15 protein-coding genes, 2 tRNA genes and 1 pseudogene are annotated in these 23,313 nt (G+C 60.6%); 7 read left to right on the forward strand and 11 right to left on the reverse strand.

The features are described from left to right. Positions 1 to 80: 80 nt before the first annotated feature. The 6 genes from DMR_RS17010 to DMR_RS17035 form a co-directional block, all read right to left on the reverse strand. Positions 81 to 821, reverse strand: coding sequence for a hypothetical protein (locus DMR_RS17010; RefSeq protein WP_015862224.1), 741 nt, complete (start codon positions 819 to 821; stop codon positions 81 to 83). Next, positions 814 to 1,155: a hypothetical protein gene (locus DMR_RS17015; RefSeq protein ID WP_015862225.1), complete on the reverse strand. Its 342-nt coding sequence runs from the start codon at positions 1,153 to 1,155 to the stop codon at positions 814 to 816. The genes DMR_RS17010 and DMR_RS17015 overlap by 8 nt, the downstream gene beginning before the upstream one ends. Next, complete coding sequence (locus DMR_RS17020) at positions 1,139 to 2,095, reverse strand: metallophosphoesterase (protein ID WP_015862226.1); 957 nt, start codon at positions 2,093 to 2,095, stop codon at positions 1,139 to 1,141. Before DMR_RS17020 ends, DMR_RS17015 begins: the two co-directional genes overlap by 17 nt. Continuing rightward, positions 2,092 to 3,591, reverse strand: a complete 1,500-nt coding sequence (locus DMR_RS17025; protein WP_015862227.1) for an AAA family ATPase — start codon at positions 3,589 to 3,591, stop codon at positions 2,092 to 2,094. Before DMR_RS17025 ends, DMR_RS17020 begins: the two co-directional genes overlap by 4 nt. Further along, complete coding sequence (locus tag DMR_RS17030; protein WP_015862228.1) at positions 3,588 to 5,810, reverse strand: RelA/SpoT family protein; 2,223 nt, start codon at positions 5,808 to 5,810, stop codon at positions 3,588 to 3,590. The genes DMR_RS17025 and DMR_RS17030 overlap by 4 nt, the downstream gene beginning before the upstream one ends. 84 nt (positions 5,811 to 5,894) lie before the next feature. Then, the gene (locus DMR_RS17035) at positions 5,895 to 7,586 is read right to left on the reverse strand and encodes a peptide-binding protein (RefSeq protein ID WP_015862229.1); all 1,692 of its coding nucleotides are present in this window, start codon (positions 7,584 to 7,586) and stop codon (positions 5,895 to 5,897) included. A gap of 278 nt (positions 7,587 to 7,864) precedes the next feature. Between DMR_RS17035 and DMR_RS17040 the strand changes: the two genes are divergently transcribed. The 4 genes from DMR_RS17040 to DMR_RS17055 all read left to right on the forward strand — a co-directional run bounded on the left by DMR_RS17040 (position 7,865) and on the right by DMR_RS17055 (position 14,329). Next, entirely contained in the window at positions 7,865 to 11,092 is a 3,228-nt protein-coding gene (locus DMR_RS17040; RefSeq protein ID WP_015862231.1) for a DEAD/DEAH box helicase, read from the forward strand. Positions 11,093 to 11,461: 369 nt separating this feature from the next. Beyond that, entirely contained in the window at positions 11,462 to 12,970 is a 1,509-nt protein-coding gene (locus tag DMR_RS17045; RefSeq protein WP_015862232.1) for a S8 family serine peptidase, read from the forward strand. 83 nt (positions 12,971 to 13,053) lie between these two features. Then, positions 13,054 to 13,848 (forward strand): methyltransferase domain-containing protein, encoded by a 795-nt coding sequence (locus tag DMR_RS17050; protein ID WP_272483550.1) that lies wholly within the window; start codon positions 13,054 to 13,056, stop codon positions 13,846 to 13,848. Between the two features lie 55 nt (positions 13,849 to 13,903). After that, positions 13,904 to 14,329, forward strand: coding sequence for a hypothetical protein (locus DMR_RS17055; RefSeq protein ID WP_015862235.1), 426 nt, complete (start codon positions 13,904 to 13,906; stop codon positions 14,327 to 14,329). A gap of 89 nt (positions 14,330 to 14,418) precedes the next feature. Here DMR_RS17055 and DMR_RS23735 read toward each other — a convergent pair. Together DMR_RS23735 and DMR_RS17060 are read right to left on the reverse strand one after the other, a co-directional pair. Next, positions 14,419 to 14,562: pseudogene (locus DMR_RS23735) on the reverse strand (DNA alkylation repair protein); the annotation flags it as partial. A gap of 103 nt (positions 14,563 to 14,665) precedes the next feature. After that, positions 14,666 to 15,619, reverse strand: a complete 954-nt coding sequence (locus DMR_RS17060; RefSeq protein ID WP_043600969.1) for a membrane protein — start codon at positions 15,617 to 15,619, stop codon at positions 14,666 to 14,668. 147 nt (positions 15,620 to 15,766) lie between these two features. Between DMR_RS17060 and DMR_RS17065 the strand changes: the two genes are divergently transcribed. Then, positions 15,767 to 15,842: transfer RNA gene (locus tag DMR_RS17065), tRNA-Lys, on the forward strand. A 12-nt stretch (positions 15,843 to 15,854) separates the two neighbouring features. Next, positions 15,855 to 15,930 (forward strand) — tRNA-Glu (locus DMR_RS17070). 73 nt (positions 15,931 to 16,003) lie between these two features. Here DMR_RS17070 and DMR_RS17075 read toward each other — a convergent pair. From DMR_RS17075 to DMR_RS17085, 3 genes are all read right to left on the reverse strand, one after another. Further along, on the reverse strand, positions 16,004 to 17,086 hold the full coding sequence (locus DMR_RS17075; protein ID WP_015862238.1) for a tyrosine-type recombinase/integrase: 1,083 nt from the start codon (positions 17,084 to 17,086) through the stop codon (positions 16,004 to 16,006). Positions 17,087 to 17,757: 671 nt separating this feature from the next. Then, a complete protein-coding gene (locus tag DMR_RS17080; RefSeq protein ID WP_015862240.1) occupies positions 17,758 to 19,671 on the reverse strand; it encodes a DUF927 domain-containing protein in 1,914 nt (637 codons plus the stop codon). Positions 19,672 to 19,806: 135 nt separating this feature from the next. Next, positions 19,807 to 21,285 (reverse strand): hypothetical protein, encoded by a 1,479-nt coding sequence (locus DMR_RS17085; protein WP_015862241.1) that lies wholly within the window; start codon positions 21,283 to 21,285, stop codon positions 19,807 to 19,809. Positions 21,286 to 21,513: 228 nt separating this feature from the next. Here DMR_RS17085 and DMR_RS22520 point away from each other — a divergent pair, with 228 nt between their 5' ends. Further along, positions 21,514 to 23,103 carry a DNA methyltransferase gene (locus DMR_RS22520; RefSeq protein WP_052279008.1) on the forward strand — a complete coding sequence of 530 codons (1,590 nt, stop codon included), beginning with the start codon at positions 21,514 to 21,516 and terminating at the stop codon, positions 23,101 to 23,103. The last annotated feature ends 210 nt before the right edge of the window (positions 23,104 to 23,313 follow it).

Consider the following 23,313-nt stretch of genomic DNA (forward strand, 5'->3'; position numbering starts at 1 on the left):
AGCGAAGATATAAAGAAAAAGATGCCTCCGGCGGCTGGGGGCCTGAGGCCCCCAGGCCCCCCCCAATGGGGAGAGGGAGACTATTCGCCGCCGGGGGAAGTGGCGGCGGCTTCGAAGGCGGGAATATCGGCCGAGGCGGACGCCTCGACGGGACGGTCGGTCAGGATTTCCAGGCTCGGGCCGTTCTCCCGGCCGGGCCGCAACGTGTAAACCCGCCGCGCCTCCAGGGCGAACAGATCGACCGGATGGTGGCTGATGTAGAGCACCTGAATGCCCAGGCGGTCGGCAATGGCCGCCACCAGCCGCACAAAGCCCGGCACAAGGTCCGGCCGCAGCCAGCAATCCTGTTCGTCCAGCACCAGAAACGGCCGATGCTCGTCCGGGTCAAGCTGGGACAACGCAATCAGCCGCAGCCCCACGGACAGGATGTTGCAAACCGACCCGCCCTGCCCGGTCAGGATGTCCTCGGCCTGGCCGTCCTGCTCCATCTCGAACTCAATGGAAAGCTTGCCCTTGTTGAGCGACCGCCGGGCCTTGACCGTGCGGTTCTGGCCGAGAATCTCGCGCACGGCATGGGTGAGTTCGGTTTCGATCTCATCAAGCACCTGACCGAAAAGTTCCTGCGTCAGTTCCTCCAGCCGCGCCGCCGCTTTTGGGGCGAGGTCAAGGAAGGCTTCGACGTCAAGAAGCTCCCGCCGCGCCTGCCCATGGGCCGCGACGATAGCCGCCGCCTGGCCGGACAACCGATCCAGCCGGCGCGTCAGCTCCCAGCGCTCGGCGGCCAGGACGGCCACTTCGGCGGCCGGGCCGGTCTCAGCCATTGCCGCCAAAATCCCGCTCCACGGCCTCAAGCTCGCGCCGCACTCCGGCCACATGCTCGCGGTACTCGGCCACAAGCCGGGCGTTGGCCGCCCGCTTCTCTTCCAGAAGCCGCGTGAGCTCCCCCGGATCGGCCGTGCCGTACTCGGCCACGGCCTTGGCTTCCAGCTCGGCCAACTGGTTTTGCAGGTGACTGAGGTCCTGTTCGGCGCGCACCTTGGCGTCGCGCAGGCGCTCGTATTCGCCCTTGAGCCCGGCCAGTTCGTTTTGCAGCCGGGCGTCGGCGTCATGGGTGGGGGCAGGGGCGCTCCCCCGGCGGTCAAGAGGCGTCGCCATGGTCGGTGACCTCGCGGTACAGATCCCAGACAAGGGCCGTCTCGGGATGCTCGGGGTTGAGGTTGGCGGATAAAAAGTCCTTGAGTCCGGCTCCTTCCCGGGTGCGCTTCCAGGCCAGCCTGGCCAGGCCCTCCAGGAAGTTGGAACGGACCTCGGCCGGGCCGGCCGCCTCCTCGGGCGGCAGCTCCTGGTCCGGGAAGACTTCGGCAAAGGGCCGGTGCGGGATGGGCCATTTTTCCAGGTCGTCGATGCCCGGCCGCCAGATGGCGGCCTCGGGAATGCGCGCCATGGAGCGGCGGGAAAATTTGAGCCGCGTGACGTTGCCGGGATTGGCCCAGCGCGTGCCCCCGGCGGCCACCGTCGGCTGGGGCCGGTGGATGTGGCCGTTAATGAGCCAATCCAGGCCGGGTATCTCCCGAATCTTGATCTGCTTTTCCTCGAAATCCGGGAACCCGACGTTGTGGTGGGTGAGCCACACGCTGGTTTCGTCCGGCTCCTTGGCAACAGACGTCGGCAAGGGCGAGCCGTCGGGCGAGGCCCCGACCACGGCCGTGCCCGTGGGCGTCTCCAGACGCAGGAAAAGCCCGGGTTCGTCCAGCACGTCGCACACGCCGGCCGCCCGCAGCACGGCCAGGGAGGTGTCGGCCGTGAACCGGGCCTGGTATTTGTCGTGGTTGCCGACCAGCACGTAGGGATGGTGGCTGCGAAAGAGGTCAATAAGCGCCACCATGACGACGTTGGGATTCTCGCGCGGCCAGTGGAAGAGGTCGCCAAGAATCACCGGGACAAGCTCGCTGGCGGCGGCCTGCTCCAGGCAAGCGGCGAGCTTGGCCAAAACGTCGTCCATGTAGGAATCCAGCCGCTGCATGGGGGGCGTGGCGGCCACATGGGGATCGGGGATGCAAAAAAGCCCCCGGCAGCGGCGCACGGGCAGGCTCACGACGCGCCTCCGTCGTCCCCGGCCGCGTCATGGACGTGGCCGCCGGCGAAAAAGGCCTCGGCCGTCAGCGACGCCCCGCACAGGGGACAGGCCCCAAGCGCGGCCAGCCGGTCGGCGGCCCGGGCGGAAAAGGTGTCGAGCATCCGCTGCCGGTCGGCCAGCTCGGCCTGTTTGGCGGCCAGGGTTTGGCGTGCGGCCAGCAGGCTATCGGCGGTCCGCCCCAGCCCGGACAGCGCGGCCGCGTCGGCGGTTTCCGGCGGCGGCAGGACGCGGGCCAGAGTCTCGCCCCGGCGGGCCAGGGCGGCGGCCCGGCCGCGCAGCGCGGCCACGGCAGCGGCCAGCCGGGCCAGCTCATCCGTGGCCGCCGGCGACGGCGGTTCGGCCAAGGCACTTAGCGCCCGCCGCCGGCTGATCAACCGGGCCAAAGCCGGCAGGCTGTCGGCCAGACTACCGGCCAACTCGGCCAGGGCGGCCGTGTCGGCCGTCTGGGGCGGCGCGGCCAGCCCGGCCAGGGCGGCGGCCCGGCGGGTCTGCCGGCCAAGGGCCAAACGCCCCTCGGCCACGGCCCGGGCCAGCCCGGCCAGTTCCGCCGTGGGGGCCAGGGGCAGCGGCGCGCCAAGCGGCGAAAGCGCGGCCACCCGGGCGGCGAACCGGGCCACGGCCCGGCCAAGGGTCTGCTGCCGGGCAACCGTCTCGGCCAGAGGAATGGTCGCGGCCAGGGCCGGCGGCGGCGAAAGCCGGGACAGCCGCCGGGCGCGCTGCCCAAGGACGGCCGCCCGCCCGGCCAGACGCTTCCGCTCGGCCAGAAGACCGGCCAGCCGGTCGGCCTCGGCCTGCCCCTGGGCCAGGGCCGCTTCCAGCTCGGCGGCCCGGTCCAGGGCCAGTTCGATGGCCGGCAGAGGGGAAAGTTTGTCGAGAGCCTGAGTGTGGCCACCAAGCGCCTTGTCCAGGCGCTTTTTCTCGGCTTTCTTCTGGGTGGTGCGTTTGGACAGGGCGGCCTGCATGGCGATCAAGTGGGCGGCTTCCGAGGCGGCAGCGAAAAAGGCGGCCAGCTTGGGTCCGGATTTGTCCGAGAGCAGAAACACCGGCTCGCGCTGGTTGCCCAGATGCACGTCCACGGTCTCGCCGCCGTCCACGGCCACCGGCCCCAGGCGAAGGAGCTTGCGCACGTCCTCGGGCACGACGCCACGCCCCATCTTGGCGTAGGTTTCCGGTTCCTCGGCTCCGGGTCGGCGCACTTCGTACAGGGCGTACTTGGGCCGGCGCACCCAGGCGATGACCGTGCCATCGGCAAGTTCCGCCTCGACCCGGGCCTCGGCCGCGCCGTGGCGGATGCAGTGCCTGGGCGGCGGATTCTCGGTCAGGCAGCGCAGGGCCTCCACCACCGCCGACTTGCCGGAGTTGTTGGGGCCGGTGAGCGCCGTCAGCCCAGGCGGCAGGTCGATGACCGTGCGGCCGTGGGCCATGAAATCCACAAGCGTCAGCCGGCGGATCACGCCTCGCCCGTCCCCGGTCCTGGCGTGCCCAGGGAGGCGCCCAGGTCGTCGTTGACGGCCTGGCGCTTGACGTCGATGACCGAATCGAGCTTTCGCAGCCGTTCGATGGTGCGGTAGAGGTGGCTGGCGTCGCGCACCTCGATGCGGAAAACCAGGGCCGTGGTGCCGTCCACATTGGAATGGATGGCCCCGGAGTCGATGTTGACGCCCTCGTCGGCCAGAATGTTGGAGATTTTGCCCAAAACGCCCTTCTGGTTCTTGGCCAGGATGGACAGGCCGGCCGGATAGGGCTGCTCTTTTTCGCCCTCCCAGTTCACCTGCATGAGGCGTTCGGACTCCAGGTTGCGCACGTTGGGGCAATCGTGGGTGTGCACCACCACGCCGCGTCCGCGCGAAATGTAGCCCACGATGGCGTCGCCGGGCACCGGGTTGCAGCACTGGGCCAGACGCACCAGCACGTTGTCCACGCCCTGGATGCGCACGCCCTCGCCGGGCTTGCCCTTGGGGCCGGCCCCGGTTTCCGGCGCGGCGTGGGCCTCGGCCTTGGCCAGGGCGGCTTCGGCCTCCTCGCCTTCGCGCTTGGGCATGAGCCGGCCGATGATCTTTTTGGGTGTGATGCGCGAATAGCCCACGGCCGAAAGAATGTCGTCCACGCCGACCAGGGACATGTCGTGAGCCAGGGCCAGCAACGAGCCGTCTTTTATGGCCTTGTTGATGTTGACGCCATCTTTTCGGCCCTGCTTTTCGAGCATCTCCCGGCCAAGGACGATGGAGCGTTCGCGCTCCTCGGTGCGGATGAAATGCTTGACCCGGGTGCGGGCCTTGGCCGTCTTGACGAACTTGAGCCAGTCACGGTTGGGCCGGCGGTTCTTGTCGGTGATGATCTCGACGGTGTCGCCGTTTTTGAGCGGCGTCTCCAGGGGCACGAGCTTGCCGTTGACCTTGGCCCCGGCGCAGTGTTCGCCCACGGCCGTGTGGATGAGGAAGGCCAGATCCACGGCCGTGGCCCCTTCGGGCAGTTCCTTGACGTCGCCCTTGGGCGTGAAGACGTAGACCTCGTCCTGAAACAGGTCGAAACGCAGGTTGGTGACGAACTCCCGGGAGTCCTTGAGTTCGCGCTGCCAGTCCATGATCTGGCGCAGCCACTGGAAGCGCTCCACGTCCTTGGGGTTGAACTTCCCCCGCTCACGCTCCTTGTACTTCCAGTGGGCGGCCACGCCCTCCTCGGCCAGCCGGTGCATCTCCTCGGTACGGATCTGGATCTCGATGCGCTCGCCCCCAGGCCCCACCACCGTGGTGTGCAGGCTCTGGTACATGTTGGCCTTGGGCATGGAGATGTAGTCCTTGAAGCGCCCCGGCACGGGCTTCCACAAGGAGTGGACCAGCCCCAGCACGTGGTAGCACTCGCGGATGGTCTCCACGATGACCCGGAAAGCGACAAGATCGTGGACCTGGTCGATGGTCAGCCCCTGGACGCGCATCTTGTTGTGCACGCTCCACAGGTGCTTGCGCCGGCCCACGATGCGGGCCTTGATGTTGTTGGGGCCAAGCAGCTCGTTTAAGTGGCCGATGACCCGTTCGATGAAGGTCTCGTCCACGGTGTGGTGGGTGGCCACGCCTTCCACGAGCTGGGCGTAGATGTCGGGCTTGAGGTAGCGAAAACTCCAGTCCTCCAGCTCGGTCTTGATGCGGTGCAACCCCAGGCGGTTGGCCAGGGGCGCGTAGATGTCCATGGTCTCCTGGGCAATAAGCGCCTGCTTGTGGGGCTTTTGGAACTCCAGGGTGCGCATGTTGTGCAGGCGGTCGGCCAGCTTGACCAACACCACCCGGATGTCCTCGGCCATGGCCAGGATCATCTTGCGGATGTTTTCGGCCTGGGCCTCTTCCTTGGTCTCGAAGGGGATGAGGCTGATCTTGGTGACGCCGTCCACGATGTCGGCCACTTCCTCGCCGAAAAGCTCCTCGATCTCGTCCACGGTGGCCTTGGTGTCTTCCACGGTGTCGTGGAGCAGGCCCGAGGCGATGGAGGCGGCGTCCAGGCGCATGTCGGCCAGGATGCCGGCGGCTTCCAGGGGATGGGACAGGTAGGGTTCGCCGGAAAGGCGCACCTGTCCGGCGTGGGCGGCGGCGGAAAAGACGTAGGCCTTGGTGATGATCGCCTGCTCTTGTTCATTGAGGTAGGCGCTGGTCTTGTCGAGTATTTCGTTGATGCGGATCATGGTGCTTATGGCCTCGCGCACAGGCGGCGGTCCAGACGGGTGAGGGAGGGCGCGGCGAAATCGCCGCCGCGCCCGAAAAGGTGACTATTCCAGACGAAAGGTCTGCTTGTCGCGGGGAATCCACCACTTGGTGAAGTTGTAGCTGATGCCGGCCGGGGCCGGAACCACGCCCTGGATGCGGGCGGTGAGGATGGGCAGGCTGTAGGGCGTGTAGAGAAACATGTAGGGCTGGTCTTCGTGGAGGATCTTTTGGAAGGCGTCGTAGGCCTTCTTGCGCTCGGCCTGATCCAGGGTGCGCCGGCCGCGCTCCAGGAGCGCGTCCACCTCGGGATTCTTGTAGCCGATGAAGTTGAGTCCCCCGGGCACGGCGCTGCTGGAATGCCAGACGCTGTAATTGTCCGGGTCCTGGGCGATGGACCAGGCCAGCACGACGGCGTCGAAGTTCCCCTTATCCACGAATTCCTTGAGAAACGAGGCCCACTCCACGGTGCGGATGCCGACCTTTATGCCGATGGCCCCCAGTTCGCTTTGCAGGATGGTGGCGGCCTTGATGCGCTGTTCGTTGCCCTGGTTGGTGAGGATGGTGAAGGAAAAGGGCCGCCCCGAGGCGTCTTCCAGCACGCCGTCACCGTTGCGGTCGGTCCAGCCGGCCTCGGCCAGAAGCGCCTTGGCCTTGGCCGGGTCGTAGGCGTAGTCGGTGATGGTGGTGTCGTAGACCCAGGACCCGGGCTTGTAGGGGCCGATGGTGGGCACGCCAAGGCCCAGCAGCGCGCCCTTGATGATGCTTTCCTTGTTGACGGCCTGGGCCAGGGCACGGCGCACCCGGGCGTCGGTGAAATACGGGCTTTTAAGGTTGTAGGCCAGATAGGTGTAGCCAAAGGACAGGTACTTGTACTTGCGCCAGTCGGCGTCCCAGGCCTGCCCCGTGGTCTGGTAGAGGTACTGCTGGGGGGTCAGGCCCATCATGTCCAGGTTGCCGGCCTTAAGCTCCAGAAACATGGTCGAGGTGTCCGGGATGATGCGGTAGACCACCTGATCAATGTTGGGCCGGCCTTCGAAGTAGTCGGGATTGTAGCGCAGGGTCAGGCTCTTGCCCGGCTCCCATTTGTCCAGGATATAGGGGCCGCAGCCGATGGGCTCCCGGGCGTACTTGGTGGTCATCATGTCCTGGCCGGCCAGCAGATGCTTGGGCAGGATGGAACCGGCCCAGGTGACCAGCGCCCGGGCAAAAGGCTCGGCGTAGCGCACCTCAAAGGAATACTTGCCGGTGACCGTGAAGCTGGAGATGACCTTGTAATCCTCGGCGTAGGCCGTGGGCGTTTTCGGGTCGATCATGAGCTTGTAGGTGAATTCCACATCCTGCGCGGTCAGTTCCACGCCGTCGGTCCAACGGATGCCGGGGCGCAGCCAGAACTTGAGGAGCTTGCCGTCCTCGGCCACTTCGTAGCGCTCGGCGGCGAAGCACTCGAGCTTGATGTCCTTGTCGTAGCGCAAGGGCGACACGTAGAGCAGATCGGCCACCTCGTGGGAGGCCGAATCCGAGGCCAGGTAGGGGATGAGGTTGGACGGCTCGCCGATGGTGGCCATGACGATGCGGCCGCCGGTCTCGGGCTGGCCGGCCGGCGCGGCCGGCGGCTGAGGGGCGGCCGTCTGTGCCGTCGCCGAGGCCGCGGCCGACTTGGCCGCTTTTTCCTCCGGCTTGGACGGGCCGTCGCAGCCGCCAAGCAGAAGCGATCCCAGGACCAGGACGAGAAATGCCGCGTGCGCCGGACGCATAGTTCTCCTTTTTGCTTGCTACGACCGCCCAAAACACCGTATTGGTGCGGATGCGCAAGGCCTCGTGCCCCTACTGCATATACGGAGCCACCCAAAAACAAAAGCGCTTTTTCCCGCGCCCCCACGACCCGGACCGGCCCTTGGGGCGTCGGCAATATTTCCGTTCCAAAACGGTCTGAAATCGGGTAATCGGCCCGAACCCGTCCGCCCCGTGCCGGCCTGCGCAGCAGCCGTCGCGAGATGCGGCGCGGCAAGTCGCACCAAGGAGTCCAAGGCCCATGGCCAACGGAAACGACGAAACCAAAATCAAAGCGTTGCTCGGGGAATTCGTTCGCGAAACCGTCCCCGAGTACATCCTGGACGGCGCCCACGCCATTGTGGCCGGCGGCGGCATCCAGAAGCTCACGGTCAACCGGCACGACAACTTCTGGGATGTGGAAGGTCAGGTCCAGGGTGACGATTTCCAGGTCTACGCCTCGGAACTTTCGGTCAACCTGCGTGAAGGCAACATCAACTTTTTCTGCAACTGTCCGGATTCCTTCTCCGGCGTGTGTCGCCATGTCGGGGCCACGGCGCTCAAATGCCTGCGCACCCTGGACGAGGCCTCCGGCGACGGAGAGACGTCCGACAGCGCAGCCCACGCCGCACGCGGAGAATGGCGGCAGACCTTCCGCACCTATTTTTCCACCGAGCCCGAGCCCGAACCCGGCCGCCACTACCTCATCTTCCGCTTCCACCCCGAGCCCGGCCGGCTCCAGGTGGCCTTTTTCCGGGCCAGGCAGAACAAGTCCGGCATCTCCCAGGTCCACTCCGAGATCACCCTGGAGCAGATCATCAAGAACCCGGACTGGTCCGAGCTGTCCCCCACCCTGCCTGTCGTGGCCGAGATGCTTGAGCACCACCTCGACTACGCCGGCCACCGGGTGGAAATTCCGCCCGGACTGCTGGCCTGGTTTTTCTGGGCCATCGGCAAGGAATACTACCTCTACTGGCGCGACACCGAACAGCCCGTGCGCATCGAGTCCAAGACCATGCGCCTGCAGCTGGCCCCCAGGCTCCAGGAAGACGGCCTGTCCTTTGACATCCTGCTTGGCAGCCCGGGCAAGTCGCCCTTTTCCATCCTCGGCCAGGAGGTCTATTTCTACGGCCAGATGCCCATCTGGGTGTGCTGGAAAAACGCCTTCTATCCGGTCCAGACCGGCCTGCCGCCCCAGCTCGTGTCGGACATGACGCAAAATCCGCCCTTTATCCCCACCGCCGACGTGTCGGAATTCCTCGACCGGGTGTGGACCCATCTGCCCATGACCGACCTGTACGGCCAGGAAGAGTTCCTGGTCAAAATGCAGCCGTTTTTCGTGCCGGCCAACTTCGATCCGAAGATCTTCCTCGACGAGGAAGGAAGCCTCCTTACTCTGCAAATCCAGAACGTCTACCAGACCGAGCACGGCGAGATCACGGTCCCCGGCCCCAACCCCGATCTCATGACCGCCTCGTATCTCCACGACGGCAAATCGTATCTCATCGCCCGGGACTGCGACCAGGAGCAGGCGCTTATTTCCATGCTGGCGGAAATGCGCTTCCAGGCCAGAAACAACGCCAACTGGTTCCTGGAAACCGAGGAAGCCATTGTCTTTTTGCTCGACGCCTACCCCAAACTCATCGAGAAGTATCGGGTCTTTGGCGAAAAGAACCTGACCCGCTACAAGGTACGCCTGTCCACCCCGGTCATCGTGGCCGAAGTGGAGTCCAAGGAAGAGGAAAAGTGGTTCAACCTCGACTTGCAGGTGCAATACGACGACCAGCGTGTGCCCATCGAGAAGATCTGGAAGGCCTGGACCCAAGGCAAGCGGTATGTCCAGCTCAAGGACGGCTCCTACACCAGCCTGCCCGAATCGTGGTTGGAAAAGCTCGCCCACAAGCTGCGGGCCCTGGGCTACGACACGGACAAGCCGCCCCAGACCAAGTTCAAGCAGTTCGAGGCCCCGGTCCTGGACAAGCTCCTGGAGGACATGCCCGAGGCCCGCACCGACTCGTTTTGGAACAACCTGCGCCAGAAGATCCACAGCTTCCGCGAGATCGTCCAGGTGCGGCCACCCAAGGGCTTAAACGCCACCCTGCGGCCCTATCAGGTCCAGGGGCTTTCCTACCTCAATTTCCTGCGCGAATACGGTTTCGGCGGCATCCTGGCCGACGAAATGGGCCTGGGCAAGACCGTCCAGACCCTGTCGTTCATTCAGCACAACGTCGAGCGCGGGGCCATTGGCCCCAACCTCATCGTCGTGCCGACCTCGGTTTTGCCCAACTGGGAGCGCGAGGCCCAGAAATTCGTGCCCGACCTCAAGCAGCTCATCATCTACGGGGCACGGCGCGAAAACATGTTCAGGCGCATCGCCGAATCCGACCTCGTCATCACCACCTACGCGCTCCTGCGCCGGGACCTCGACGAGCTGCTCAAATACGAATTCGCCTCCATCATCCTCGACGAAGCCCAGAACATCAAGAACCCCAATACGATCACCGCCCGGGCCGTGCGGCGTCTGGCCGGCAAGACCCGGCTTTGCCTGTCCGGCACGCCCATCGAGAACAACCTCTTCGAGCTGTGGTCGCTGTTCGAGTTTCTCATGCCGGGCTTCCTCGGCGGCCAGAACGCCTTCCAGCGCGGCATCGTCAAGCCCATCAAGGACGGCGACGCCGAAACCCTTGATTACCTGCGCGGCCGGGTCAAACCCTTCATCCTGCGGCGCACCAAAAACGAGGTGGCCAAGGATCTGCCGCCCAAGGTGGAAAACACCTACTACTGCAATCTTCTTGACGAGCAGTTGGAGCTTTACGCCGCCCTGGCCAAAAAGCTCAAGGAACAGGTGTTGGCCACCGTCGATGAAAAGGGCATGGCCAAGTCGCAGATGTCGATTCTCGACGCGCTGTTAAAGCTGCGCCAGATCTGCTGCCACCCGCGCCTGCTCAAGCTCGACCTGCCCGGCGTCAACACCAACCTGCCCTCGGGCAAGTTCGATGCCTTCAAGGACCTCATCACGGACTGCATCGAGGAAGGCCACAAGGTGCTGGTCTTTTCCCAGTTCGTGCAGATGCTCCATATCATCCGGTCCTGGATGAGCATCAGCCAGATGCCGTTTTGCTACCTCGACGGTTCCAGCAAGGACCGCTTCGATCAGGTGGACAAGTTCAACCAGACCGAGGACATCAAGGTGTTCCTCATCTCCCTCAAGGCCGGCGGCACGGGGCTTAACCTCACCAGCGCCGACTACGTCATCCACTACGACCCGTGGTGGAACCCGGCCGTGGAAAACCAGGCCACGGACCGCACCCACCGCATCGGCCAGTTGCGCCAGGTCTTCTCCTACAAGCTCATCTGCCAGAACACGGTGGAAGAAAAGATCCTCAAGCTCCAGGAACAGAAAAAGGACGTGGCCGAGGCCGTCATCCCCGGCCAGGACGCCTTCAAGTCCCTCACGCGCACCGACCTGGAATCGCTTTTTGACGTCTAGGCCGACGACGTCGGCATCGAAGCAAAGGCAAGGGGGGGGGCTGGAGCCCCCCTTTTTCTTGGCGTTGAGCCAACCTGCAGCGGACGTTGCGTCTGTTTACTTTCCACACTACTGTCCACCGACATTCATTCACCCAGAAAAAACGCATTGAGAGCGAAGCCTTTTTAATGGCCACAGTCAGAAAAAAACTGGTATATTCACTTTCCATTGCCCGCTCAAACGCAGCATATGTTTTCGCTTTTCGTCGGCCAGTATTTGGCTTAACAAAGGTCCAAGAACGTCTTGCGGCAACGGCGCGGATGCGCTCCTTCCCTTCGCCAACAACCGCGAGCCAAGCATAACCTCCGCCCCGCCAGTGAGGATACGTCCATGCCCCCCCTGCGCCGCAACTCCAGGGCCGTTCTGGCCGCCTTCTTCGTCTTTTGGCTGTTTGGCGTCTGCTCCTCGGCTCTGGCCGGCGGCAAGGACCTCTCCTGGAACGCCCTGCCCACTGCGAGCCTGACGGAAAATGGCCAAGCCAGGGTCATCGTCGGCTTCGCCGTGACCGATTATGACGAACTGGCCACCGCCTCCCGCAGCCACAAGGTGGTGACGCCCGAAGAAGCCGGCCTGTCCCGCAACGCCGCCCTGGCTGCCGACGCCGCCCTGGCCAGGGCCGTGCGGCGCGGGGCCGACGCCGTCATAGCCGACCTGCCGGCCAAGGCCTATACCGTCCATCGGACCTATTCCGCCCTGCCCTACGCCGCCCTGTCCGTGACCCCCGAGGGTCTGGCCGCCTTGCGGGATAATCCCAAGGTCACTTCCATCGAGGTGGACGCGCCCGTGCCCCTGCCGCTGCCCGTGCCGGAAAGCCAGGCCAAGGGCGACGACGCGGCAAGCGACTCCGTGGATCTGCCGAGCGCCAACCTCAACTGGGGGCCGCCCAAGATCGGGGCCGATACGGCCTGGGCCCGGGGCTACACCGGCCAGGGCTGGCATGTGGCCATCCTCGACACCGGCATTCGCCGCACCCATGAATTTTTTGCCGGCAAGACCATTGTCGAGGCCTGCTTCAGTGCCGCCGCCAACTGTCCCGGCGGCACGACCTCGGCCTACGGGACCGGCAGCGCCGCCCATTATTCCAGCAGCCTCCAGGGTTGGGACCACGGCACCCACTGCGCCGGCATCGCCGCCGGCAAGAAAGCCGACGGCTCCGTGGCCGGCGTGGCCAAGGACGCCAACCTCATAGCCGTGCAGGTCTTTTCGATCATCGATCCATCAACCTCGCCCTGGGTCGGCTCCTATCCCAGCGACCAGCTTGACGGCCTCAACTACGTCTATTCCTTGCGCAACACCTACAGCATCGCCGCCGCCAGCATGAGCCTCGGCGGCGGCTCCTATTCCAGCGCCTGCGACACGGGCGAATCACGCAAGACCGCCATCGACCAATTGCGGGCCGTCAACATCCCCACCACCATCGCCACAGGCAACGACTATTATTGTAGCTCCATCGGCGCGCCGGCTTGCATCTCCTCGGCCATCGCCGTGGGCGCTTCCACCTCGACCGATGCTCGCAGCGCTTTCAGCAACTGGCATCCCACGCTCCAGACCATCTTCGCCCCCGGCTCAAGCATTTATTCCTCCACAGGCGATTCGGACACGAGCTACGAGTCCTGGAACGGCACGTCCATGGCCACGCCCCACGTGGCCGGAGCCTGGGCGCTGCTGCGCCAGAACCGGCCAAACGACTCCGTCAACGCCATCTTGACGCGCCTTCTGGCCGGCAGTCCGTCCATTACCACCACCTGTCCGTCCGACGGCAGCCTCCCCAGAATCTTCATTCCGGCGGCCCTACAAGCCGCATCCATCGCGCCCATCTTGCCGATTTTGCTCGAATAGACGACCGTAGGCGGCGGGTTTACCGGACGCCGCGTCCCCGTATCGGAACCCTCGATCAGCCGCGGAAGGATAAAGAGACAAAGATGATGCCGTCCCTTTGCCCCGACGTCTCGCCCGAGGATCGCGTCCGCATCCGACAGGCCGTCCTCGTCAAATACGAGCAGGTGGCCCGCTCGCCCCAGGGCCAGTTCCGCTACCCCGTGGGCCGCCAAGGTCTGGCCGGCCTGGGCTACGATCTGGCCTTGACGGACCGGCTGCCGGCCGATGTCCTGGACGGCTTCGTCGGTGTGGGCAATCCCCTCGCCCCGGGCGCGCCCAGCCCCGGGGAACATGTCCTCGAACTCGGCTGCGGCACGGGAGTCGATGCCCTGCTGGCCGCCCTGCTCGTCGGATCAGCCGGTTTCGTCGCCGGCTTGGAATATTCCCCGGCCCTGGCCCGACGGGCCGAGGCCAACCGATCCCGCGCCGGCCTGGGCAACGTCGCCTTTTGCCTGGGATCGGCCGAAGCCCTCCCCTACGGCGACGCCGCTTTCGATCTGGCCCTCTCCAATGGCGTGTTCAATCTGGTGGTGGACAAGGCAGCGGCCCTGGCTGAAGCTTTCCGGGTCTTGCGCCCGGGCGGGCGGCTGGCCGTGTCCGACCAGATCCGCCTGGGGCCGCCGCCCCAAGACCATGCGGCCATGGTCGCCTCCTGGTTCACCTGAAAGGGAGGGGCTGTGTCGCAAACGGCGTTTGCGCTTCTTCTTCGGCAAAGCGGCTTTACCGACGTGGTCTGCCTCGGCCCCTCGGGCTACGCCAGTTCGCCGGCCACCATGGGCATGACGTTTCTGGCGCGAAAACCCGCTCCCTCCCGTTGCATTCCGGCTCCGCTTGGGTAGTATGGTTCCGTGGCCCCTGGCCGCGCCCACTCCACCAACCCCAAAGGAGTCCGCCATGCGTATGCGCCGCGCCTTGCTCGTCCTTTTTGCCTTGCTGCTGGCCGCCCCGGCCGTTTCCGCCCAGGCCCAGAGCCAGGGCATCCCGCAACTCGTCGGGACCTGGGAAACCGCCGGCTTCGCCATGCACGACACGAAAAACGGCTTCGTCACCGGCGACAAACAGTCCGCCACCCTGGTCATCAAGGAACAACACGGCCGGGTGTTTTCCGGCGAGGTCAGCTGGACCGGCAAGGTCACGGGCAAGGACACCATCTCCGGCGTCATCGACAAGAACGGTGAGGAATTCTACTTCGTCGGCCACAAGGACGCCCTGCGCCTGGGCAAGCTCGAAGGCCCCGACGCCATGGTCTTTTACTACCTCTCCTCCGGCGGCGACAACCCCCGGGCCGGCTACGTGGAATATAAGCGCAAGCAGAAGTAGAAAGAGGAGAAGGAGAGGCCTCCGGCGGCTGGGGGCCTGAGGCCCCCAGACCCCCCATCTGAAGAAGGGGGGCAAGGAGGCCAGCGGGCCTAGAGCCGCTGCAGTTCGGCGATGGCGTCGCGGGCGGCCCAGGCGGCCTGCGAACGTTCTTCCAGAAGTCTCGCCGCCGTCACAAGCGCCGCCCGGCGCAAGGCTTCGTCGCGCTTGCCGATCTGGCGCAACGCCCAACTCGCCGCCTTCCGGACCGGCTGACCGGACTGCCAAGGCCCGGAAGACGTTCAAGCAACCCGGCGGCGCGAACGGCGGCAGCGTCGGACATGTCGGACATGGCAGGACCTAGCCCAGGGCGGCGTAGCCGATGAGCACGGCCACGAGGCTTGCCGCCCGCAGGGCCTGGTTGTGGACGATGAGCCGGGCCGCGACCTTGGGTTTGAAGATGCCGGCATAGTAGGGAAACTGGTGGCGAAAGGCCCGCATGGGCGTGGACAGGATATTGCCGACCAAAAGGGCCAGCACCACTTGCCGGTGGTCGAGGTCGCCGGCCCCGAGCATGGCCCCGGCGGCGGCCAGTCCGGCCGAGGTCTCGGCCGCGATCTGAAACACCACGATACTGACCGCTTGGGGCGTCATCCAGGACAAAAAGCCCAGATGGGCGGCCAGGAAACGCTCCATGGCCGTAAAAGCCCCCCACACGGCCAGATAGTGAAACAGCACGTAAACCGGCACGGTAAAAAGCACCATGGAGCGCAGCCGGCGCTTGAAGCGTTTCCAGGCCTTGGACAGGGCTTTTTTCCAAGAAAAGGCGTCGTCGGTCAGATGGCAGACCACGCAGCCGTCGGGCAGCGGCGGCAGGACGAGCCGGCCGTAGACAAGAATGGCGGCCGAACGGGCCACGGCGGCGGCCAAGGTCAGGCCGACGTAGGTCGCGGCGGCGCGCGGGCCGATAAAGGGCACGGTAATAAAAAACATTTGCGGCAAATGCAGGAAATAGGTGGGCAGGCTGTTGAAGAGGTTGGCCAGGACCAGTTCGCGGTCGGTGAGCTTGCCCTGGCCATACGCTTCGGCCAGAAGCGAGTTGGCGGCCACGCCAGAGAAAAAAGCCATGGAGAAGCTTGCGCCGATGACGTCCTTGAGATGGCCGACGCGAATGATGGGCGCGGCCAGCCGTGCCAGGAACCGGGTCCAGTTGAGGGCCTCGATGAGGTTGGCGACAAAAAGCCCCAGGGCCAGGGAACCGAGCAAACGCAGGAGCGGCCAGCCAAGGGCCTGCCAGATGTGGGCGATATCCATGGGACGTGAGGTATAGTCCGGCCGGGGCGGTTTGGGAAGCGGGCTGACGCAACATGGCTTTTTTGTCGGCAAGGCGAATTTTTCCCAAATCGGAAAGATGTCGCTTGACAGAACCGGCCCTTGGGCATAGAGACATTCTTCCCGTGTGGGCCGTTAACTCAGTCGGTAGAGTATCTGCCTTTTAAGCAGAGAGTCGCTGGTTCGAGCCCAGCACGGCCCACCAGCCTCGTATTAGGTCCCCATCGTCTAGTGGCCTAGGACGGCGGCCTCTCACGCCGCTAACAGGGGTTCAAATCCCCTTGGGGACGCCAAAGAATTCAAAGGGTTACGACTGCTGTAGCCTTCTTGGAGAGTAGGTAAGTAGGTTCCAGAGTAGGTAGCTGCTTACCCGTTCTGTACAAGCCTTACGGATGGCCGACCAGAGATTCCAGCTCTGGTCGGCTTTTCCTTTTTCGAGAAGACGTCATTGAGGACGATCCGAACCCCACGAAGCTGGTGCAGGTAGCGGGCGGTGGTCGTCGCGGACTTGTGCCGCAGGATGGCCTGGATGAGGGTCAACTCCACCCCTGCCGCGTCCAAAATGGATGCAGACAAATGGCGGATGGAATGCCGGTCAAACTTCTTGACCCCAGCCAGGCCGCACAGTTCTTTCATCCAGTGCTGCCGGGAAACGAAAGGCACGCCCGTCACGGGATTCGGAAAAACCCACTCTCCCGCCACCTCCTGGCGGTGCTTGAAGAGGGTTTCAAACAGCTCGTCCGTCATAGGAAGCCAATCGTATTCCTTGTCGCCCCCGGCTCGCTTGGAAGTCCACAGGCAGACACGGCGGTTCCTGAAGTCCACGTCGGTCCACCGCAGCCGCAGGATTTCGTTCTTGCGCCCCGCCAAGTGTAAAAAGGCGAGGAGCATAACCTTGTCCTGCCCTTCCGCAACCGCATACACCTTCCAGAAGTCCTCCTCGGAAGGGATGTAGCGCGGTTTTTTCTGCGCCGGGAGCCTGTCGACGCGGCAAGGATTCTTCTCGAGGAAATCAAGGTACTTGATGCCCCAGTTCCACGCCGCGACGAGATTTTTACGCTCCTTGTTGGCAGCGTTTCCAGTCCGTTGAGTCCCCTGGATGCGCAAGTAGTCGAGCACCATTTTGGGCTTCAGTTCGACCACAGGCATCGTGGGGTCAACGTACTGGAAAAACCGGCGGAAGACGGCAATCTTTTCTTCAACAACCTTCGAGCTGAACTTCTGGCAGAAATCCAGGTATTCTTCAGCCCACGTCACCAAGGTTGGCAAAGAGTCCGTACCGGTCTCGTGCGATTGCTTCTTGGGCGGAAGTCCGTTCCCGCTGCGCATCTTCACTTCCCAGGCGATGGCTTCCGCCTTGTTCGTGAAGATCGAGCACTTCCGCTCGCCGTTGACTTGCACCTGCGCGACCCACTTCGTCAGTCCTTTCTGTGTTCTTTTGTACGGCATCAGCTTTCCTCCGGATGCTCTCTGTAACTATATTTTCAAAGAACAGCAGGCGTTTACCGATGCGTACTCCACCCAGTTCATGAGCATGCTCCAAAACCCACTTTCGATCAACGCCTAAAAATGTTGCCAACTCCACGTAGCTTATTTTCCGACCAAGTTTCTCCTCGAGACCATCCATAACTCCTCCATTTGCCGGGAGATGTTCCCCCAATAGAGGACATCCTAGTCGAAAAATCCGGCCCAAGGCGGCCCCGTTCAGCGCGTGAAATGGGTCCGCAGTTGTGGGCTACCCCGTCGCCGGACAAGATGGGACCCCGAGGTGACCATTTGCCCGCTTTCTCGAAAGGGGGTGCCCCACCCCGCCACGGTCGGGGGCAACAAGGGAAAGGCGAACAGCACTATTCGGGTAAGGCGGCACGATTTGGCCAGCCGCGCCCCAGCTCCGAGATGGCCCATATTCGGCCTAGGGAGGCTCTCAGGGAGTTTTTATTCGCAAAGCGTGCCAATGCCCCCAGCCATGGGAACGCCGCTGAGCGTGGCGTACACGCAGAAAATGGCCCGGGTGGCGGGACATCGCACGTAGCCCCAATGATCAGGAGGAGCCTGAAAACAAAACAGCCCCTGGACCGCCATGAGCGGCCAGAGGCTGTCGTTGTTGGGAGGATCTGAAACTAAAGGTCGGCGTAAAGATCGTCCGTCCCGGTCGCGCCAATAGAAGGACAAACGCTGTTCCCGTGTTCCTGGCCCGCCCGTTCCGGATTTCCAGGGTTGCCCACCCTATTGTCGTCGCCCTCGCCACGGCGGCGGAAGGTGTCCTTGAAACACTCGGCGAAATCCAGATGGACAACCCGGTGGTGGACCCCATTGACGTACTTGCGGGTGCCAATGCGGTCGGGGTCACTGCTCAGAATGAGGCCCTGCTCATGAAGACGCTTCCAAAGGCGACCCCGGGTTTCAAGGGTAAAGCCCTTGGATTTGGTCTGCTTGTGGGCAGCGTCGTAGCTGATAGCCGGGAGCAGATACAAGTTTTCGCCGGCAACCCAGCCGAAGCGAAGCCCATTCTTATGCCACTCTCCGTTGATATTGGTCCACCCGATAGAATCCTTCGATTCAAAAGAATGGAATTCATTAGGGTTGATGAAGTCAAAATAGCCATCACCCTGAGTCATGGCGTCAGCCAGTTGATCGAAGAAGAGATCCGCAGTGTCGTCATAGAAGAAAACCTTGTTTTGGTTGCGGCCAACTTCAAGAAAGACATCCTTAGCATGAGACAGCATGGCGGCAGCCTCAGATTCAGAAATAATATTCTGAGCTTTAATATAATCAGCAAACATTCCGAAACCGAGGAAGAGCTTGGCGGTATTCTCAGGCGTACGACAATGCACGGAACGAAGATCAGAAAAATGGTCACGAAGCCGCTCAAGCTCAGCAGGGATATGATCTTTTAGCCGGTCGTAATTGACAGAAATCCATTTAATATAACCAGCCATGGCATTTTCAAAGAGACCAGCCGCCGCGTACTGCTGCATCTGGGAAAGCTCGCTGGAATCAATGTCCCCCTTGCTGAGTTGGACGACAAAAAGGCGAGCGAGAAGGCTGTCCCCCCTCGGCAGCGTTTCGCCGCTGGTCATGATCATGGCGCGGGAATGGTAGCTGCGGGCCAAATCATTGCGTCCCATCCGCTGCCGCCCGGTGGAGTTCCCCTGCCCACGGAAAATTCGCTCCGCCTTTTTTTCGAGTTCCTTGTACCCCAAGGAAGACCGCTCGTTGCGCAGGTAGGTGAAATCGTCGATGACAAAAACCGCGTCCTTCGCAAGAAACGTCATAATTTCCAGGGCGTTTTCGGTAGAGGCCCAGTTGCCGGGCAAGCTGTTGTGAAATTGCCGGCCATAGTGGCTCTGGCAGAGCATGGTCAGCTGGGATTTGAAGGAACCGGTCACGCCGTGGAGGAAGACGGAAAAGTCCAGGGGAATGAAGCACTGGAGGGGAGCCAGGAAAGTCGCCCCAATAAGGGGAAGGATCGCTTGGCTCGGGTTCATCTGCGCAAGCGCCAGGCAGGCCCGGAGCGACTGTTCAAGCTCGTGGTCTTCCTCGCCGGGATTAATGGAAAATTTACGCAGATGGGGATCCTCGATGGCAACTTCGAAATGAGCTTCGTCCCCGTCGGTGCCAATCACCGAACCATTGGTCATGTAAACGTGCCCATGGGGGGACTCAACCCAGCCGGTATGGCTCACGACCGTTTTCTTCGGCACGACCCCGCTAATCATCCGAATCGCCATGGGCAGGAGGTCCTTAACCTGCTTGACGGGATAGATAATGGCGCGGGAACCGTACTGACTCACCCACCCGAGCGAATTGAACTTTTCGGCAGGAACGGAGACAGTGGGGAGAAGCGTGCCGTCGCTAAAGTACCCTTCGATAAGGAATTCAATCTTAGAGATGATGCCATTGGAGACGGTACGCTCTTCGATTATTTTACACGCAAAGTTACAAAGATTGATACTGTTGTCGCTATCACCGTGAACATGGGAGATACAGCCATCAACAATATCGAAAGTATAATCGCTATGCGCGCCATTCATGTCGCTCTCCTTGTTTTTGTAGTGGGATCACTGTTGTCAATGACCCCACTTTAGACCAGGAGACGACGGCCCGTTGGCCCCGATTGCAAGCTTCAGCGGGTCCCTTTCGTGGGCCAGGAGCGCCTTCGAAAATGGTTAATTGGCGGCCCGCTTTTTCTTCTTGTAAGTAGCAATCCATCGCCCAATGGTTTTCTTGGAGATCCGACTATACCCATATTCGTTTGCCACTTGAGACAAGAGATCTTTATACAACTCCCTGTCAAGCTTAAGGTATTCCAGCGTAAGTCTTTCGATGTGCTGGAGGGATATCTTTACAAAATGCTCGGAGTTGGCATGATAAAAATCACGCATCCTCTTTCTTCTGTCTTTGCTGCATGATGATAACTTCTTAGCCGAATAACGCCTAGAGTCGTATTCAGGACGAATTTTTCCAATCATAGCGTTATAAAGCAACGCGGCCTCTTCCTCGGCTTTTGGAAGAACTGTGCTATCCATTCGGGAAGGCAGTTTCCCTTCAATAATGGAATTATATTCTTTATAAATATCAATGGTTTCCTGGCCAAGCTCCTGAAATCTATCCGAATGCGTTTCTATACCGATTACGCTTAGCCGCCCTACAAGTGCGTTAAATTTGCAAAGTTGCTCGGAAAAAATAGTGTCTGACAAAATGGATTCCCACCACGCAGTGAGGCGCAAGACGCCTGTTGGCTGAAGTTCTCGTGGCTCAATAATGAACCTGTGCCAGTAATATAATATCCTCGCGCACTTTGCCTTTATTTTTTCCTCAAGGCTTATAAGTGACTGGACAATTGTATGTTTTATAGCCTCCTGAGATTTGCAAGAGAACTTCGCCAAAATATTGATTGATCCAGTATTGTTAAAATTTATCATGGTTGTATAGGGCGCATCTGGATTACTCACGGGCACAATATTGTATGAATTTTTATCCTTGCCAATAAAAATATGACCGAGAAAATCAGCTAACACATCTTTATCTTTGGCCTTTGAAGTATTCGCACCATCAACATCGCCTTCTTCGATTCCAATAAATATTGAATAATAGAAACAGACAAATCGCATAAATTCGTATGAGAAAACCATGTCAAATGATGGCGTTTTAATATGTTTAATTTCTTCGATAATTGTTTCTTGCGATGGGATTTCAAAGTAACCATCAGTGTTTACCTCGAAAGTGGCTGCGAGATGGTTTAGTAATATTATGTACTCACTTAATAGCAAAAGAAGTTCAGCGGGATCGGCACTTCTTACGGGAAATGCAGATGGATTGAGCAAAAACAAAACTTTCTGAAGTTGAAGAGTACAATACTCATAAAATCCATCAATATCGTTATCTTTGCCATTTAAAATTGCCTCTGCTTCAATATCCTTTCCCATTATGGTGACGAGCTTGGAGCAAATTTCAAATGGAAATTTTGCCAGTAATTCCATTGTCGAGGCGTGGGAAATTCCCTCTACCTCAGCTTCGGTCACGTCGTGTGCGGGGACCCTGTCCGGGCCAAAGAGGATGGCGGACGTCATCGACCGGTCTTTGGCAAACGAAAAGCGCGCGAAACCCAGGTTCATTTCCGATGAGGGCTGTGCATTTGCAGGCATAAGCGCATTCCTCCAGGCGACGGGTGTAATCATGTGGGGATATCACGGGCCGGGTGGGTTGAAAATGGAGAATGGTTTGACGGAGGTCACCGCAGAGGCCCTATCAACCTGATTTTACGTGGACTTTGAGAAAGGGATCCGCCGCCATTCCTTCGTTGATCCCCCTCGGGTGTTCGATCCCGCCTAGCATTGGCTCCAGCTTGAACGCAAAAGCAAAGGAGCCACGACATGAACACCATCACTTTCATTGCTATGGCGAACATCGTTCCTAATTCTGGTTACTCTCGTGCTGTCATGGACCAGGACTTGATTGAATTTATCCGCAATAGCATTCGGCAAAACAACGGCCTTAAACCCGAAAATGCCCTCAAGGTTCGCCAGATTCCCAATGACATCTTTGAAATTATCGATGGTCACATTCGTTTTGAAGCTGCTAGGCAGGAGAATCTCGAAGAACTTCCTTGTATTGTGGTGGAAATGGATGACGATGAAGCTTATATGGCCCTGATCAACGAGAACAAGTGCCAGGAGATGACCGCCCTGGATATCGGTCTCCATGCCCTTGGGTTTGAGTCCCGTGTCGGTGGCCGGGGCAACAAGAGCGACCTCACCCTGTATGCCGAAAAGATCCGTAAGCACCCCCAGAATGTCCGGCTGTACCGGGATGGGGCCAAAGTCTACAAGCACATCGAGCCTGAACTTGTCTACGATGAAAAGATGAAACTTCGCAGCAAGGCTACTGTTTTGTGCGATTTCAAGAATCTCAATGATCGGTCTTGGTTGGGTTTGTCCAAGATCGTTGTCAACCGCAAGTATGGTACCCCCGATCTCAAGAAAGGTATTCGTCTCGTGAAGAAGGTTATGGAAATGGAAAATAGCGAAGAGTGGATCGACGCCTTCTTGCCTTATGAGAAGATTATTGCGTTGTCTATGGCGAAGGCTACGAGTTTCCATCTCATTGACCCTGTTTTTAAGGAGCTGAATCGTCTAAAGCAGTTCTATGAAAACAATCCTGAAGCTGGCAATATAAATGAACTTCATAGTTGGCTTTCTGAGCATGGCGTTGAAACTGACCAGTTCGGCCGTGAACGCCTTGATTTCCGTAATATTGTCAAACACTGCAAATCCGTTATGAATGGCAACAACAAGGAAATGGCCTCTTGGATTGAGGGTGATTGCCTTGAGCATATCCATGAAATTCCTGATGGTTCTGTTGCCCTCCTGCTGACTGATCCTCCCTATGGTTGTACGTTTCGTTCCATTTCTGACAGGACTAATCGGACCATTGCCAACGACAATCCTGAGGATGCCACGCGTATCCTTAAAGAAAGCCTTGAGCAGCTTTATCCCAAGATGAAGGATGATTCGTATATCGTTGTGTTCAGTGGCGACAAGATGCTGGCGGACTTCATTAACATTATCAAGAGTGCTGGTTATTGCTACCAGGGGGTCGCTGTGTGGAAGAAGTCTCACCACACGCAGGGGTCTCTTATCAGTGGTCTTCGCCCCATTACTGAAAAAATTATTTATGCCACCAAGGGTAAACCTGTGCTGTACGATGCCATTTGCGACCACTTCGAGTACCCCAACACTAAGAATGAATTCCATCAGACCGAGAAGCCGGCGGGTCTCCTTCGTGAGTTGATTGGGGCCATGACTGTTCCCGGGGATTGCGTCGTCGACTGTTTCGCCGGATCCGGCTCCTCTGTGGTCCAGGCCAAGGCGATGGGGCGCAATTGGTGGGGCTGTGTCCTTGACCCCGATGACTACCAGAACGGGTACATGCGCCTGAATGAGAGCATGGCCGAAGCTGCTTAACAGACAAACTAAGTCTAGAATTACCTGAATTGACGTGTAAAATTAAGTGAAGTGGCTCCCCTCTCTTGCCCGGGGAAAGGTTTCCGCGTAAATTTCAAAAATGGAATCAAAACGTAGGCCGCTGGTCCGGTTAAACACTGGATGACGCGGACACCCAAGTGTCGGCCATGCTCACTAATAGCATGACCGACACTTGGCGTTACATATAGT

This window comes from Solidesulfovibrio magneticus RS-1 (assembly GCF_000010665.1).
Taxonomy (GTDB): domain Bacteria; phylum Desulfobacterota; class Desulfovibrionia; order Desulfovibrionales; family Desulfovibrionaceae; genus Solidesulfovibrio; species Solidesulfovibrio magneticus.